We start from the raw sequence: 14,742 nt of genomic DNA, 5'->3' as shown, positions 1-14,742 counted from the left end.
GGAGAGTATCCTTTTTGCATTAAAACATTTTCGTAATTCTTCTTCTCATCCGCTTCATGCTTCGATTATTCAGCATGTCAGATTGAGTCGCCATTCGGTACACGAGAGCTCCGGCTCCCATTGCCAAAAGAGAAGTCATCGTCCGATTCATCCTGCGCATCTCCTTTCATGATTAAAAATTGATGCTGCGTTCATCCTCAGAAAACAAATCATCCAAGCTGCTTAACGTTCCGTCTTCTTCCACCTGATGAGTTGCAATCTTCCCTTTCGCCACTGTCAGTTCAATAAAACAGCCCCAGCAATAATATTGGTTCACGCCGATTTTGCCGATATCCTTACTTTTGCAATTCGGGCATATAAGCATACCTCACACCTCTATCCGTTCAGAACGATCTCGTCTTTCCGCACCTCGACAAGCGAATCCGCTCTTTGGATCTGGCGCTTGCTTCCCGCCAGGTCAGAAAAGAAACCGTCCGAGAGTTCATATGCTACGATTATGCCCCTGTCCAAACAAAAGTATACATCTTCCAGCATCCCCAATATATCCCCCTCTTGCGATTTCACAAGCTTCATCTTCATCTGCTCGTATGTGAAGCATGTTTTCGGAAGAGGCAGAAGCTGTTCTGAACTGACCGAAGCCAATATGCGGTCATCAAGAATGAAAGAGATATCACACGCCCGTAATAGCGCATGATGATGATGCAAAAAGCGTTTTTGTGCAAGAATAAACCCGAGACAATCTCCCTTCATAGAAAAACAAATATCAGAAATTGCCCCGAGATAACAAGAAGTTCGTTCTGAGTATACTGGGAATCCTTCTACTTCATGGCATGTTCTCAAAGTGTGATCAACCACCTTTTGTTGAACAGGCTTAGGTTTTGCTTTGCGCCTTAGACTCATACGATGAAATCAATTCCACTGCAAATGAAAAAACTCCCGCTTGCACGGGAGCATTTTATTGCTGTTCTTCTTTCATAAAATCGAATGGTGTAATGCCTTCCATGCCAATGTTGGCGTCGTGTACGCTGAACGGGAGCTCTTTTTGCAAAGCTTCAAGCTCGGCATCCATTTCCTCAACCTGTACGGACAGCCTGTTTTTCAAGGAGGTCTGTCTGACAGTTGCATCATTATTTTTCACGCCCCACTCCAGCGCCTCCTCTTCCCCGCATAAAATGAGAAATTTCTTCGCTCTTGTAATCGCGGTATAAAGAAGGTTTCTTCTGAGCATTCTATAATAGCCTTTCACAACAGGCAAAACCACAATCGGAAATTCACTTCCCTGCGATTTATGAATAGAACAGCAATACGCATGGGTAAATTGATTAAAATCTTTTTTCGTAAATGTCATTTCATTGCCGTCAAAAGAAACGACGGCCATGTCTTCTTTTTCTGTATTTTCCTTTGCATAAAATATCGACGTGATTTCGCCAATATCTCCGTTGAACACATTGTTTTCCGGCTGATTGACAAGCTGCAAAATTTTATCTCCGGTTCTGTAGACAACATCCCCGAACTTCAATTCTCTCCGTTTTTCTTTAGGAGGATTTAAAATGTCCTGCAGCATCACATTCAATTCATTGATGCCGGCTTTTCCTCTGTACATCGGAGCGAGGACCTGAATGTCCTTTGCCGTATAGCCTTTTTTCAATGCATTGGCGACAACCTTCTCAACAACTTCTTTAATTTGCGAGCCTCCGCAGCGAATAAAGGAACGGTCCTTTGTCGGGGCAGTCAAATTGTTCGGCAGCAATCCATTTTTCATCTGGTGGGCAAGCTCGACGATTGATGACCCCTCCGCCTGACGATAGATGTCTGTCAGTCTCACAGTCGGAATCACCTGGGATGCCAGCAGGTCTCTGAGCACTTGTCCCGGACCGACGGAAGGCAGCTGGTCTTCGTCTCCGACAATGATGATTTGTATATGATCAGGGATCGCCTTGAACAAATGGTTCGCCAGCCATATATCAAGCATACTAGCTTCATCGATAATTAACAGCTTCCCTTCGATCGGCTGATCCTCTGTATGAGTAAAGCCTTCAGCGCCGTTCCAGCCAAGCAGCCTGTGTATCGTGACTGCAGGGAGTCCCGTTGATTCACTCATCCGTTTTGCTGCTCTCCCTGTCGGAGCGGCCAAAACAATCGGAAAAGCTTCATCCTTTTTATAAGCTGACGGGTCTAGTGACACACCGTGAAGCTCTCCATAGAGCTCGACAATCCCTCTGATTACCGTCGTTTTCCCTGTTCCCGGACCGCCTGTTAAAAGAAGCATCGGCGAGGAAAGGGCTTTTTGAATCGCTTCCTTCTGGCTGGGGGCATACTGAACGTTCATCCGTTCTTCCAGTTCTCCCAACGCGAGCAAAAACTCTGATTCGGGAAACTGGTTCTCATATTCGGTTTGGCTAGCGATATGTTTCACACGCTTTGCAACGTTTTGTTCTGCGTAAAACAGCGATGGAAAATAACAGCGGCCATCTTCTATGACAATGTCTTTATTTTCTCCAAGGGCAATAATCGCGTTAGCGGCATCCATTTCTGTGATGCGCTGCCCTTCCCTTGCTGACTGGTTTAACAGAGATTGGGTGTCAATGATCAGCTGTTCCGTTTCTATGTACGTGTGCCCCTCTGACAGACAAGTCGTTTCAAGCGTGTACAAAATAGCAGCTTTTACCCGCTCAGGATGATTACCCGAAAGACCCATTCTGCTACCCAGCTCATCCGCTTTCCCAAACCCGATGCCTTCTACATCCTTCACAAGCTGATAAGGATTTTCCTGAATCTTTTCAAGCGTCTCGGATTCATAGGCTTGATAGATTTTCATAGACAGCTGCGGGCCAAAACCAAACTGATTCAAGGAAATCATGATTTGCTCCAGTCCCTGATGCCGCTGCAATGCGCCAGCCAGCGTGTCGGCTTTCTTTTTTGAGAGTCTGGGAACATCATAAAGCACTGAAGCGTCAGCCAATATTTTATTAATGGCGCTGTCGCCCAGCTTTTTCACAATTTCTTCAGCAGTTTTTTTGCCGATTCCCTCGAATAAATCACTCGATAAATATTGAATGATGCCTTCCTTAGTCGTCGGTATCTCTTTTTTGAAATGCTCCGCCTGAAATTGGAGCCCGAATTTTGGATGGGTTACGATCTTTCCGTAAAACGTGTAGGTCTCTTCTTCTTGAAGCGCAGGGAAGTAGCCCGTCACGGATACGGCTTTATCTTCAATGGCTTCGGAGGTCTCTGTGACTTTCACTTTCAGAACCGTATATAAATTGGTGTCATTATGATAGATGACTGTGTTGACTGTCCCTTTTAAATAGGGCTCTTCCTCCAGTTTAAGCTGATCCGGATGCTGCTGCACGAGCTGTTCCTCCTCCTGTGCCTGTTATGATGGATCAATCAGTTTTTTAGCATGAAGCGCAAGCATATGATCTGGCTGGATATCGATTGCCTTGTCCAGCATTTCCAGCGCTTTTTCTCGGTTTTCTTTATAAGCATAAGCGACACCGGCATTATAAAATGCATCTGCATGCCCCGGGTCTTGCTCTGTCACAGCTGCGAATTGGCTGAGCGCTTCGTCCAGCATGCCCTCGTTGGCTAAGCACATCCCGAATTGAAAACGCGCTTCCGTATCGTTTTCATTCAGTTCGACCGCTCTTTGTAAATATGGCAGTGCAAGCTTAGGCTGTTCGAGCTTGACAAGTACCGTTCCGAGCATGTAAAACAGGTCACCGTTTTCCATCCCCGCACGTAGCGCTTTTTCAAACATGTCTTTGGCTTCTTTGTACATTTCTTTTACAACATAGACATTTCCTGCTCCATAATAAGCAGTGGCTGCGCTACTGTCTAATTCAAGCGCTTTATCATAAAACGCAAGCGCTCGTTCCAGCTCGTTTACGGATGAAAGCAGGTTGGCAAAATTGATATACGGAATCGCGTCTTCTTTATTTTCTTCAATCGCTTTTGTAAATGCCTCTGCCGCTTTCTCGTAATCGCCTTCCTGCATCGCCTCTATACCGAGTTGATTATAATCCACCGATCATCTTCCTTTCATTAAAAAACCCCAACTCAGTGTTGAGGTTTTTCATCTTTTATACGTACCACAATTTTGTTCCGTCTTTGTACACATCATCAATTGTCCCGCCGCCAAGACATTCTTCGCCGTCATAGAAGACAACGGCTTGTCCCGGCGTTACAGCGCGGACTTGTTCATCAAAGATGACTTCCGCTTCACCCTCGCCAGTCATGCGCACCGTTACTTTATGATCTTCTTGGCGGTAACGGAATTTAGCCGTGCAGGAAATCTCTTTGCCCTTCATGATATCCGAACGCACCCAGCTGATATTTGTTGCTGTGATTTTGTCAGAATATAAAAGCGGGTTATGGAACCCTTGATCCACGTAGAGGATGTTCTTTTCAAGATCTTTGCCTACCGCAAACCACGGCTCGCCGCTTCCGCCGATGCCAAGGCCGTGACGCTGTCCGATCGTGTAATACATCAACCCGTCGTGGCGGCCTTTTACTTCGCCGTCCATCGTCATCATATCGCCCGGCTGTGCAGGGAGATATTGGCTGAGAAACGTTTTGAAGTTGCGTTCGCCGATAAAGCAGATGCCTGTACTGTCTTTTTTCGTCGCCGTTGCAAGTTCTGCTTCTTTGGCGATTTCACGCACACGGCTTTTTTGAAGTTCGCCGATCGGAAACATGACTTTGCTCAGCGTATCTTCTGTCAGCTGATTCAAGAAGTACGTTTGATCCTTGTTTTCATCAATGCCGCGCAGCATTCTGACTTTTCCGCCGCTTCTGTCTACTCTTGCATAGTGGCCAGTCGCTAAATAGTCGGCGCCAAGTGACAATGCATGCTCCAAAAAGGCCTTGAATTTAATTTCTTTGTTGCACAGTACATCCGGGTTTGGTGTTCTGCCTGCTTTATATTCATCAAGGAAGTATTGAAATACCTTCTCATAATATTGCTTTTCAAAGTTTACGGCATAATACGGAATTCCGATTTGGTTGCAGACGCGGATCACATCTTCATAATCCTCTGTCGCCGTGCAAAAACCGTTTTCGTCCGTATCATCCCAGTTTTTCATAAAGATTCCGATTACATCATAGCCCTGTTCTTTTAACAGCAGGGCCGCCACAGATGAGTCTACTCCGCCGGACATGCCGACGACGACTCTTGTATCCTCCGGCCGTTTTTCCATTTCATTCACTCCAATTACTAAGCCGCCTTATTGTGTCAGCCGTTTGACAACGTCGGCCACATGTTTGGCAGCAGTTTTCACTTGCTCAGCCGTATTGCCGAGGCCGAAGCTGATTCGAATAGAGGACGTCAGCCGGTCACTCTCTTCTCCGAACATAGCAGTCAGAACATGTGACGGCAGGACTGAACCGGCCGTGCACGCTGAACCGCTGGAGACAGCGACACCCTCCATATCAAGATTGACCAGCAGGGCTTCCACTGACACACCGGGGAAATAAAGATTCAGAACATGCGGCAGACTATGCTCTTTGTCCCCGTTGATCTCGAATGACACACCTGCATCTCTAAGCGTGTCGGCAAAGATTGCTTTAAACGATTGATACTTCTCGTTTTTTTCGTCCCGTTCTTCACTTGACAGCTTAATCGCTTCTTTCAGCCCGACAATGCCTGGAACATTTTCCGTTCCGGCACGGCGTTTTCTTTCTTGCTCTCCTCCGAATAAAAGCGGTGAAAGCTTCACATCTTTACTAGCATATAAAAAGCCTGTCCCTTTTGGCCCGTTGAGCTTGTGCCCGGAAACAGACAGAAGGTCAATATGGCTGTTTTTCACATCAATTGGCAGCAACCCGAATGCCTGAACAGCATCGGTATGAAAATAAGCTTTGTGTTCCTTTAACAGCTCACCGATTTCTTCGATCGGCTGCACTGTTCCAACTTCATTATTTCCATACATCACTGTCACAAGGATTGTATCATCACGCAGTGCTTCTTTCACCTGTTTTGCACTGACTCTTCCATTTTGGTCAACGTCCAGATACGTTATGTCAAATCCGTCTTCCTCAAGTTTTTCACATGTGTGAAGCACGGCGTGATGCTCAATTTTTGTTGTGATGATATGTCTGCCAAGATCTTTTCTTGCAAGTGCGGTTCCCATGATCGCCAAGTTATCAGCTTCCGTTCCCCCGCTTGTAAAAATGATCTCCTGCTCTGCCGCTCCGATTTCTGCTGCGATCTGCGCTCTTGCTTCATCCACCCATTTTCGAGATTCTCTGCCAAATGAATGAATACTGGATGGATTACCGAAACTGCCGGAGAAGTGCGGTATCATTTTTTCCAGCACGCGCTCATCCATCGGAGACGTTGCGGCATGATCTAAATAAATCCGTTCCATTATGTTTACACCTCTGATCTAAATATAGAACATATAAGCTTCTTGCTCTCCGTCTGTATAGCTGGCAAGATCCTCTAATGTCGTACTGTCTAAAACCTCTTTTACAGCATCCCGGATGCGAATCCAGAGCTCACGCTTGGCAGGCTCCTCATCTTCCAGCACTTCAACAGGGCTGATCGGCCCCTCAAGCACACGGATAATATCTCCCGCGGTAATGGCATCCGGCTCACTGCCTAATACATATCCGCCATATGCGCCTCTGATGCTTTTCACTAAACCGGCATTTCTGAGCGGCGATACCAGCTGCTCCAAATAATGCTCGGACAAATTATTCGTCTGTGCGATGCTTTTTAATGAAGTCGGGCCTTCACCGTGCTTTTTTGCAAGCTCGATCATAATGGTGAGCCCGTATCTTCCCTTAGTTGATATTTTCAACATGAACACCTCTGTTATTTCATGATTTTCCACATTTATAATGGTAATTTCTATATGTTTCGTCCGTTTATTATCTTATAGACCAACTGTTATTATAACATACCTTCAGCGAATTTTCATTGAGGCAGAAGGAAAGGGGCCTTTCCCCTTTTCTAATGTACGGTTTTCCGTTACCCTGTAATTAAGTAAGGAGAGATGATAGATGAAGCCATTGGCATATCGGATGCGTCCGACAAAAATAGAGGATATTATCGGCCAGCAGCATCTGGTGGCTGAAGATAAAATTATTGGCAGAATGGTCCAGGCAAAACATTTGTCATCCATGATTTTGTACGGGCCGCCCGGAATTGGAAAAACATCAATCGCAACAGCAATCGCCGGTTCAACAAGTATTGCTTTTCGAAAGCTGAATGCTGTCATTAACAATAAAAAAGATATGGAAATTGTAGCCCAGGAAGCCAAGATGTCCGGCCAAGTGATTTTGATTCTGGATGAAGTCCACAGGCTGGATAAAGGAAAACAGGATTTTCTATTACCCTATTTGGAAAACGGGATGATCATTTTGATCGGAGCAACCACAGCTAACCCGTATCATGCCATTAATCCGGCGATCAGAAGCCGGACCCAGATTTTTGAGCTTGAGCCGTTAACACCCGATCTGATTAAACAGGCACTGGAACGTGCGCTCCATGATGAACATCGGGGCCTTGGCACCTATTCTGTATCCATTGATGATCAGGCGATGGAGCATTTCGCCCACGGATGCGGAGGAGATGTCCGCTCCGCTTTAAATGCGCTTGAGCTTGCCGTGTTGTCAACGAAGGAGTCAGCAGACGGTGAAATTCACATTACATTAGAAACCGCGGAAGAATGCTTGCAGAAAAAAAGCTTTTCTCACGATAAAGATGGTGACGCGCATTATGATGTACTGTCCGCTTTTCAAAAATCGATACGTGGCTCTGATGCCAACGCTGCTCTCCACTATTTGGCTAGATTAATTGAAGCCGGTGATCTGGAGAGCATCGCAAGACGATTGCTTGTTATCGCCTATGAAGATATCGGTTTAGCAAGCCCGCAAGCCGGCCCTAGAGTGCTGAACGCTATTCAGACCGCTGAGCGAGTCGGGTTTCCTGAAGCGCGAATCCCGCTGGCCAACGCAGTTATTGAGCTTTGCCTCTCACCGAAATCAAACTCTGCCATTCTGGCAATCGATGAGGCCCTGGCAGATATCAGAGCCGGAAAAATTGGTGATGTCCCGAAGCATTTAAAAGACGCGCATTATAAAGGGGCTCAGGAATTAGGAAGAGGAATCGACTATAAATACCCGCACAATTACGACAACGGTTGGGTCGAACAACAATACCTCCCTGATCCTCTGAAAAATAAGCAATACTATAAGCCGAAACAGACAGGAAAATTCGAATCCGCCTTAAAGCAGGTGTACGATAATTTAATGAAAAGAAAATAAAACAAAAACAGCCTTGATCATCAAGGCTGTTTTTATGCATTATTTATCCTTCACACGTTTGATTTCAATGTCTTTCAAAAGATCCATGACAACATGTCCGCCCATAATCAAACCTGCAACTGACGGCACAAAAGCATTAGAGGAAGGTGGCATTTTTGCTTTACGGATTTTCGCTTCGTCATTTCCCACTTCTTTTCTGACATCTTCCCGAATGACAATCGGGCTTTCATCAGAGAAAATCACTTGAACACCTTTTTTGATCCCCTCTTTGCGTAATTTCGTACGAACGACCTTCGCAATTGGATCAGTGTGCGTTTTTGAGATATCAGCGATTTGGAAGCGTGTCGGATCCGTTTTATTTGCTGCACCCATGCTGGAGATGAGCGGAATATCCCGTTTCAGACATTCCTTCATTAAATGAATTTTATAATAAATGGTGTCTGACGCATCAATGACATAGTCAAGATCATAATCAAAAAACTGCTCATACGTTTCCTCCGTATAGAACATTTTTAACGCGATCACTTCACACTCCGGGTTAATGTCTGCGATCCGCGCCTTCATTAAATCAACTTTCGGCTGTCCGACAGTTGAAAGCAGCGCGTGAAGCTGACGGTTTACATTTGTAATGTCGACATCATCTTTGTCGACAAGCAGAATGCGGCCGACGCCTGACCGCGCGAGAGCTTCCGCCGCGAACGACCCAACTCCCCCGACTCCAAGCACAGCAACTGTGCTGTTTTTCAGCGTTTCAAGGCCTTCTTTTCCGATAGCTAATTCATTGCGTGAAAACTGGTGTAACAAGAACCTCACTCCACATTCGTATTCTGGTTTCATCTATAAAATGGCTGATCCATGAGCAGCCGTTTTTTCTGCGCACAAAAAATAAAGTCCCAATAGTGCCGTTGCAGCTTTCCTTTGTTTTGAACCCGCTCTCAGCAGGTGGGTGCCCTCTTTTAAATCTTGTAAGTCCTCTTTACCGAATGAAAAGAGGCATGTACGCCATTTAAAAATGCGGGCTCCCAAGTCAAAAAAATGTTCGGTCAAAACTAGGTGTACAACTAACACATCAGGACTTTATTTAACTTGTCAAAATCATATCACAGACGATTTTGATTTTCAAGAATCGAACTGCCCAATCAGTTCTTAACTTTTTTCTTGATAGAAAGATGAAGCTCGTCAAGCTGGGCGTCACTTACTTCTCCCGGCGCTTCTGTCATCAGGCAGCTTGCACTTGCCGTTTTCGGGAATGCAATCGTATCTCTCAGGTTCGTACGTCCAGCGAGAAGCATAACGAGACGGTCTAAACCGAGTGCGATTCCGCCATGCGGAGGAGCGCCGTATTCAAATGCTTCCAGCAGGAATCCGAACTGTTCAGCCGCTTCTTCCGGTGAGAAGCCGAGAAGCGCAAACATTTTTTCCTGAATATCCTTTTCAAAAATACGGATTGAACCGCCGCCAAGCTCATAGCCGTTTAAGACGAGGTCATAAGCTTGTGCTTTCATGTCTTCAGGCGCTGTTTCAATCAGCTCAAGGTCTTCCCGGACAGGCATTGTGAACGGATGGTGCGCTGCGTAAAAACGGCCTTCTTCCGGATCATGCTCTAATAGCGGCCAGTCGATGACCCATAAGAAATTGAACAATTTTTCGTCAATCAGCCCGCGTTCTTTCCCAAGCTTTAAGCGCAGGGCGCCGAGTGATGCGGCCACAACTTCGAATTGATCCGCTCCGAACAGCAGCAAATCGCCTTCAGCAGCATCAAGTGCTTCAATCAGCTTAGACTGCTTTTCTTCATCAAAGAATTTAGCGATCGGGCCTTTCACTCCGTCTGCCTCAACCTTCACCCAGGCAAGCCCTTTTGCCCCGTAGTTTGCAGCAAAAGCGCCAAGAGCGTCGATGTCTTTTCTGGAGTAATCGCCGGCACCGCCTTTTACGTTGATGGCTTTAACCACGCCGCCGTTTGCTACAGCTGATGAGAACACTTTAAATTCCGTATCCTTTACAATGTCAGACACATCCGTCAAAAGCATGTCAAAACGCGTATCCGGTTTATCAGAACCGTACTTGTTCATTGCTTCGTCATACGTCATTCGAGGAAGAGGAAGCTTAAGTTCCTCACCTTTTGTTTCACGCATAACCTTTGCCATCATCTCCTCAGCCAATGACATAATGTCTTCCTGGCTCATAAAGGACATTTCAATATCAATTTGCGTAAACTCAGGCTGACGGTCCGCACGCAAGTCTTCATCGCGGAAACAGCGGGCAATTTGATAATATCGTTCAATGCCTGATACCATCAGAAGCTGTTTAAATAGCTGCGGGGACTGCGGCAGCGCGTAGAACTCACCTTCGTGCACACGGCTCGGCACCAAGTAGTCACGTGCGCCTTCAGGCGTGCTTCCTGTTAAAATCGGCGTTTCAATATCAAGAAACCCATTTTCATCTAAAAAGCTGCGAACAGCTTTCGTCACGTTATGGCGCAGCTGCATCGTCTGGAACATAGCCGGTCTGCGCAAATCTAAGTAACGGTGTTTTAAACGAACGTCCTCTGACACTTCTTCTGCTTGATCAGAAATCGCAAATGGAGGTGTCTTTGCAGCATTTAATACGTTCACTCCATCAGCATGTATTTCGATCGCGCCTGTTTTCAAATTCGGATTAACTGTTCCCTCTTCACGCGCCACCACTTTTCCTTGAATATCAAGCACGTATTCATTTCTGATGCCTTCCGCAATAGCAAGCGCTTCTTTTGACACATCAGGGTTAAAAACGACTTGAACAATGCCCGTACGGTCACGCAAGTCAATAAAAATCAATCCGCCGAGGTCTCGTCTTTTTTGGACCCAGCCTTTCAGCGTTACAGATTCGCCAATTGCTTTTTCAGTTATATCACCGCAATAATATGTTCTTCCAAACAATGCGTTTCACTCCTTATCCCTTTTGGTTTGCCTTCATCACATGTATAAATTCATCAAGTGCCACTTCAATCTGTTCGCCCGTCTGTGCATCCTTTACATTGATTTTGTTTTGGGCAAGCTCATCTTCACCCAAAATCGCAATAAATCTGGCATTTAAGCGATCAGCTGTTTTAAACTGGCCTTTCATTTTCTTATTTTCATAATCGATTTCACTGGAAATGCCTGCTTCTCTCAGTTTGTACACCAATGAAACAGAATAATCCTTTGCTTTTTCGCCGAGTGTGACGATATAGCAGTCGATTCCCTTATCAACAGGCAGCTCTCGTTTTTCAGCATCAATTGCGGCAAGCAAGCGTTCGATGCTCATCGCAAATCCGATGCCCGGTGCTTCAGGTCCGCCGATCTGTTCGACAAGCCCGTCGTAGCGTCCGCCGCCGGCAAGTGTCGTAATCGCGCCGAAGCCCTCCGCATTGCTCATAATTTCAAATGCGGTGTGGTTGTAATAATCCAGCCCTCTCACAAGGTTCGGATCGATTTCATACGAAATGCCCAGATCATTTAAGTATTGTTTCACTTTTTCAAAATAAGCGGCCGATTCATCGTTTAAATACGTCAAAATTGAAGGCGCTGATTTCATCAGCTCATGATCTCGGTCTTTTTTGCAGTCCAAGATTCTAAGCGGGTTCGTGTGCAGCCGTGACTGGCAGTCTGAACAAAATTCTTCGATGCGAGGCTCGAAGTGTTTCACGAGCGCTTCTCTGTAGCTTTTGCGGCTATCTTGATCGCCGAGACTGTTTATGACAAGCTTAACGTTTTGCAGACCCGCTTTTTGATAAATACTCATCGCAAGCGCCATTACTTCAGCGTCGATTGCAGGGTCTTTCGAACCAATCGCTTCAATTCCAAACTGATAAAACTGGCGGTAACGGCCCGTCTGAGGACGTTCATAACGGAACATCGGCCCGACATAATAAAGCTTTGTCGGCTGTACAGGATTTGCGAACAGCTTGTTTTCATTAAAAGCGCGAACCGTAGCAGCTGTTCCCTCCGGACGAAGCGTCAGGCTTCTGCCTTTGCGGTCCTCGAAGGTATACATTTCTTTTTGTACGATATCTGTTGATTCTCCGACGCCTCTGGCAAACAGTTCTGTATGCTCAAAAATCGGTGTGCGGATTTCTTTATATTGATAAGTGCGGCAAGTGTCTCTCATAATTTGTTCAACATACTGCCAGCGATCTGATTCTCCAGGCAGAATATCCTGTGTTCCTCTCGGAATGTTATATCCCATAGGTAGACCTCCTTATGTATTCCTTATAAAATATCCAATGATCGTTAATGATGAAAATGAAAAAACTCCCGCCCCTACTATACATGATAGTAGGGACGAGAGTTATACCCGTGGTGCCACCCTAGTTGGAATACGTTCATATTCCCGCTCGATCCTTTAACGCAGGTTCACGTTCACTGCCTAATGACGTTATTCACGCGTTCAGCAGGAAACCTCCGGAGTGTTGTTTCGAGAAAGACGCAATGGGATCCGCTTTCAGCCTGGGGCGGGTTCCTCTCTAATCATGCAATCTGACCTACTCTTCTCCATTATTGGTTCAAATCTTTCATCATTTGCTATGTACTCAATTTCTATTATAATAATGGGATTGGGGTTCTCTGTCAAGCTTTATTCCGGTTGTTTTTCCTCAGCGCTGCTTCTTTGGACATAAGACCAAATTCAGATGCTGTTTCCGTAAGATAACCAGTCGTATCGGGATCTGCGTGATCGCTGTAATGCAGATTCGCTTCACCGTCGTGAAATGCACGTCCCATTTTTGGATGATATTTCATGATTTGCACACCTTTTTGATTGTATTTACGCTTAGTATAAACAAATCATTTTATTTTTATTTAAAAATCAGAAAGGACTTTACGATATTAAACAAGAATGCTTTTTTAATGATCATCAGAAAGGAGGACACAATGAACAAGAAATACTTTGTCCTTATTGTATGTATTATTTTCACCGCAGCGCTATTCCCGACCTTTTCATCCGTTACAGCTGCTCAAGGAGAAGCGGTCATCGCAACAGATGAAATGAACGTCAGAAGCGGCCCTGGGCTTAGCTACGGCATTACAGCGGAAGTAAAAAAGGGAGAACGCTATCCGATTTTAAAGGAAGATGGAGACTGGGTGCAGATACAGCTTGGTTCCGGAGAAAAGGGCTGGGTAGTCTCCTGGCTTATTACAAAGGAAGACCAGGCCAACACAAGCTCCTCAGGAAGCAGTGGCACTGTGACATCAACAGACCCCGATCTGCGGATGAGAAGCGGTCCGGGCACTTCCTACGAAGTCATCGGCAAATTCCCGCAAGGCAGCCAAGCATCTGTCATTGATAAAGATTCGGGCTGGATCAAGATATCCTATCACAGTGCCACCGGATGGGTATCATCTGAATATGTCACGTCAGGAGGCAGCAGTTCAGCGTCTGATGAGAGTGACCAAACCGAGGATTCCGGTGCGTCAACGACGGGCACAGTCGGTGTTTCTTCGCTAAATGTAAGAGCCTCCGCCTCACATGACGCGGCAATTATAACAAAACTTGATCGCGGAACGAAACTGACGGTTCTCAACGAGAAAAATGGCTGGGCTCACATTGAGGTGAACGGGCTAAAAGGCTGGGTTGCAAGCCATTACCTTTTGACTAGTTCTGTTCCAGCTGATGATTCAGCAACTGCCGGCAGCTCATCCTCCGCTAAAAAAGCCTATATCATGTACGGAGGAACGAATCTAAGAAGTGATGCGTCAACATCAGCTTCGATCGTTGAGCGTGCTGCCAAAGGAGATTCATACACCATTACCGGTTCAAAGGGAAGCTGGTATGAAATAAAGCTTGATAACGGGCAGACTGCTTATGTAGCCAATTGGGTGGTCCAAACGTCTAAAAGCGCAGAAGAAGCAGGTGAACCGCCAGTCTCTGATTCCCCGTCTGGAAACGGCTCTCTAAACAATAAAACGATTATTGTTGACCCGGGACATGGAGGAAAAGACAGCGGAACGATCGGGTATTCGGGGAAATTCGAGAAAAACCTGACGATCAAAACGGCAAAACTGCTCGCCAGCAAACTTAGATCGGCTGGAGCGGATGTATATGTGACACGCCAGGATGATACCTTTGTCAGCCTGCAGTCACGGGTCTCTACGTCTCACTACCGCAACGCTGACGCCTTTATCAGCATTCATTATGACAGCTATGCGGATACCTCTACAAGAGGCAGTACTGCATATTACTACAGTCCTGCCAAAGATCAGGAACTCGCATCAGATGTCCACTCAGAAGTAGTGAAGCGTTCTTCCATTCCAGACCGCGGCGTATTATTCGGAGATTATTATGTGCTCCGGGAAAACAGACAGCCCGCTATGCTGTATGAGCTGGGATATGTAAGCCATCCGCAGGAAGAAGCCATTGTACATAGCAATTCATACCAGGAAAAAGTAACAGATGGGATCGAAAGCGGATTAGAGAAATACTTCCAATAAAAAAAGCTGCCTTTTGGCAGCTTTT

The 14,742-nt window shown here is 45.9% G+C and carries 14 protein-coding genes, 1 other RNA gene and 1 other annotated feature; of the genes, 2 read left to right on the top strand and 13 right to left on the bottom strand.

Annotated features, from left to right (window positions below):
* Positions 1-19 precede the first annotated feature (19 nt).
* The 8 genes from ACQVGT_RS07305 to cymR form a co-directional block, all read right to left on the bottom strand.
* Positions 20-151, bottom strand: coding sequence for a YrzQ family protein (locus tag ACQVGT_RS07305; RefSeq protein ID WP_003229780.1), 132 nt, complete (start codon positions 149-151; stop codon positions 20-22).
* A gap of 21 nt (positions 152-172) precedes the next feature.
* Positions 173-364, bottom strand: coding sequence for a YrzR-like zinc ribbon domain (locus ACQVGT_RS07300; RefSeq protein WP_003225893.1), 192 nt, complete (start codon positions 362-364; stop codon positions 173-175).
* An 11-nt stretch (positions 365-375) separates the two neighbouring features.
* Positions 376-900, bottom strand: coding sequence for a PRC-barrel domain-containing protein (locus ACQVGT_RS07295; protein ID WP_080030684.1), 525 nt, complete (start codon positions 898-900; stop codon positions 376-378).
* Between the two features lie 55 nt (positions 901-955).
* Positions 956-3,352, bottom strand: coding sequence for an SF1B family DNA helicase RecD2 (gene recD2, locus ACQVGT_RS07290; protein ID WP_014477509.1), 2,397 nt, complete (start codon positions 3,350-3,352; stop codon positions 956-958).
* A gap of 24 nt (positions 3,353-3,376) precedes the next feature.
* Positions 3,377-3,997 carry a tetratricopeptide repeat protein gene (locus tag ACQVGT_RS07285; protein ID WP_206697897.1) on the bottom strand — a complete coding sequence of 207 codons (621 nt, stop codon included), beginning with the start codon at positions 3,995-3,997 and terminating at the stop codon, positions 3,377-3,379.
* 85 nt (positions 3,998-4,082) lie between these two features.
* Positions 4,083-5,198: a tRNA 2-thiouridine(34) synthase MnmA gene (gene mnmA, locus ACQVGT_RS07280; RefSeq protein WP_015483502.1), complete on the bottom strand. Its 1,116-nt coding sequence runs from the start codon at positions 5,196-5,198 to the stop codon at positions 4,083-4,085.
* Positions 5,199-5,225: 27 nt separating this feature from the next.
* Positions 5,226-6,368, bottom strand: a complete 1,143-nt coding sequence (locus tag ACQVGT_RS07275; RefSeq protein WP_015384237.1) for a cysteine desulfurase family protein — start codon at positions 6,366-6,368, stop codon at positions 5,226-5,228.
* An 18-nt stretch (positions 6,369-6,386) separates the two neighbouring features.
* A complete protein-coding gene (cymR, locus tag ACQVGT_RS07270; RefSeq protein ID WP_003225879.1) occupies positions 6,387-6,803 on the bottom strand; it encodes a cysteine metabolism transcriptional regulator CymR in 417 nt (138 codons plus the stop codon).
* A 202-nt stretch (positions 6,804-7,005) separates the two neighbouring features.
* Between cymR and ACQVGT_RS07265 the strand changes: the two genes are divergently transcribed.
* Positions 7,006-8,271: a replication-associated recombination protein A gene (locus tag ACQVGT_RS07265; RefSeq protein ID WP_015483504.1), complete on the top strand. Its 1,266-nt coding sequence runs from the start codon at positions 7,006-7,008 to the stop codon at positions 8,269-8,271.
* Between the two features lie 39 nt (positions 8,272-8,310).
* Here ACQVGT_RS07265 and ACQVGT_RS07260 read toward each other — a convergent pair whose 3' ends face one another.
* From ACQVGT_RS07260 to ACQVGT_RS07240, 5 genes are all read right to left on the bottom strand, one after another.
* Positions 8,311-9,075, bottom strand: a complete 765-nt coding sequence (locus ACQVGT_RS07260; RefSeq protein WP_015384240.1) for a tRNA threonylcarbamoyladenosine dehydratase — start codon at positions 9,073-9,075, stop codon at positions 8,311-8,313.
* Between the two features lie 82 nt (positions 9,076-9,157).
* A non-coding RNA gene (gene ssrS, locus ACQVGT_RS07255) (6S RNA) lies at positions 9,158-9,350 on the bottom strand.
* A 60-nt stretch (positions 9,351-9,410) separates the two neighbouring features.
* Positions 9,411-11,189: an aspartate--tRNA ligase gene (aspS, locus tag ACQVGT_RS07250; RefSeq protein ID WP_015384241.1), complete on the bottom strand. Its 1,779-nt coding sequence runs from the start codon at positions 11,187-11,189 to the stop codon at positions 9,411-9,413.
* A 13-nt stretch (positions 11,190-11,202) separates the two neighbouring features.
* Positions 11,203-12,477, bottom strand: a complete 1,275-nt coding sequence (gene hisS, locus ACQVGT_RS07245) for a histidine--tRNA ligase (RefSeq protein WP_015384242.1) — start codon at positions 12,475-12,477, stop codon at positions 11,203-11,205.
* 88 nt (positions 12,478-12,565) lie between these two features.
* Positions 12,566-12,798, bottom strand: a binding site (T-box leader).
* 59 nt (positions 12,799-12,857) lie between these two features.
* On the bottom strand, positions 12,858-13,028 hold the full coding sequence (locus ACQVGT_RS07240) for a YrzK family protein (RefSeq protein WP_004399157.1): 171 nt from the start codon (positions 13,026-13,028) through the stop codon (positions 12,858-12,860).
* 132 nt (positions 13,029-13,160) lie between these two features.
* Between ACQVGT_RS07240 and ACQVGT_RS07235 the strand changes: the two genes are divergently transcribed.
* Positions 13,161-14,717, top strand: a complete 1,557-nt coding sequence (locus tag ACQVGT_RS07235) for an N-acetylmuramoyl-L-alanine amidase family protein (protein WP_015483506.1) — start codon at positions 13,161-13,163, stop codon at positions 14,715-14,717.
* Positions 14,718-14,742: the final 25 nt, after the last annotated feature.

This window comes from Bacillus sp. SCT118 (assembly GCF_058566435.1).
The sequence above is the reverse complement of the archived record's forward strand: the minus strand, read 5'-3'. Positions and strand labels throughout refer to the sequence as shown.

What these genes read in the sequence shown, in the direction of transcription:
- ACQVGT_RS07275 (WP_015384237.1), bottom strand. Translation starts at nt 6,368, where the DNA reads ATGGAACGGATTTATTTAGATCATGCCGCAACGTCTCCGATGGATGAG.
- ACQVGT_RS07235 (WP_015483506.1), top strand. Translation starts at nt 13,161, where the DNA reads ATGAACAAGAAATACTTTGTCCTTATTGTATGTATTATTTTCACCGCA.
- hisS (WP_015384242.1), bottom strand. Translation starts at nt 12,477, where the DNA reads ATGGGATATAACATTCCGAGAGGAACACAGGATATTCTGCCTGGAGAA.
- ACQVGT_RS07295 (WP_080030684.1), bottom strand. Translation starts at nt 900, where the DNA reads ATGAGTCTAAGGCGCAAAGCAAAACCTAAGCCTGTTCAACAAAAGGTG.
- ACQVGT_RS07265 (WP_015483504.1), top strand. Translation starts at nt 7,006, where the DNA reads ATGAAGCCATTGGCATATCGGATGCGTCCGACAAAAATAGAGGATATT.
- mnmA (WP_015483502.1), bottom strand. Translation starts at nt 5,198, where the DNA reads ATGGAAAAACGGCCGGAGGATACAAGAGTCGTCGTCGGCATGTCCGGC.
- ACQVGT_RS07305 (WP_003229780.1), bottom strand. Translation starts at nt 151, where the DNA reads ATGAATCGGACGATGACTTCTCTTTTGGCAATGGGAGCCGGAGCTCTC.
- ACQVGT_RS07285 (WP_206697897.1), bottom strand. Translation starts at nt 3,997, where the DNA reads ATGCAGGAAGGCGATTACGAGAAAGCGGCAGAGGCATTTACAAAAGCG.
- ACQVGT_RS07300 (WP_003225893.1), bottom strand. Translation starts at nt 364, where the DNA reads ATGCTTATATGCCCGAATTGCAAAAGTAAGGATATCGGCAAAATCGGC.
- ACQVGT_RS07240 (WP_004399157.1), bottom strand. Translation starts at nt 13,028, where the DNA reads ATGAAATATCATCCAAAAATGGGACGTGCATTTCACGACGGTGAAGCG.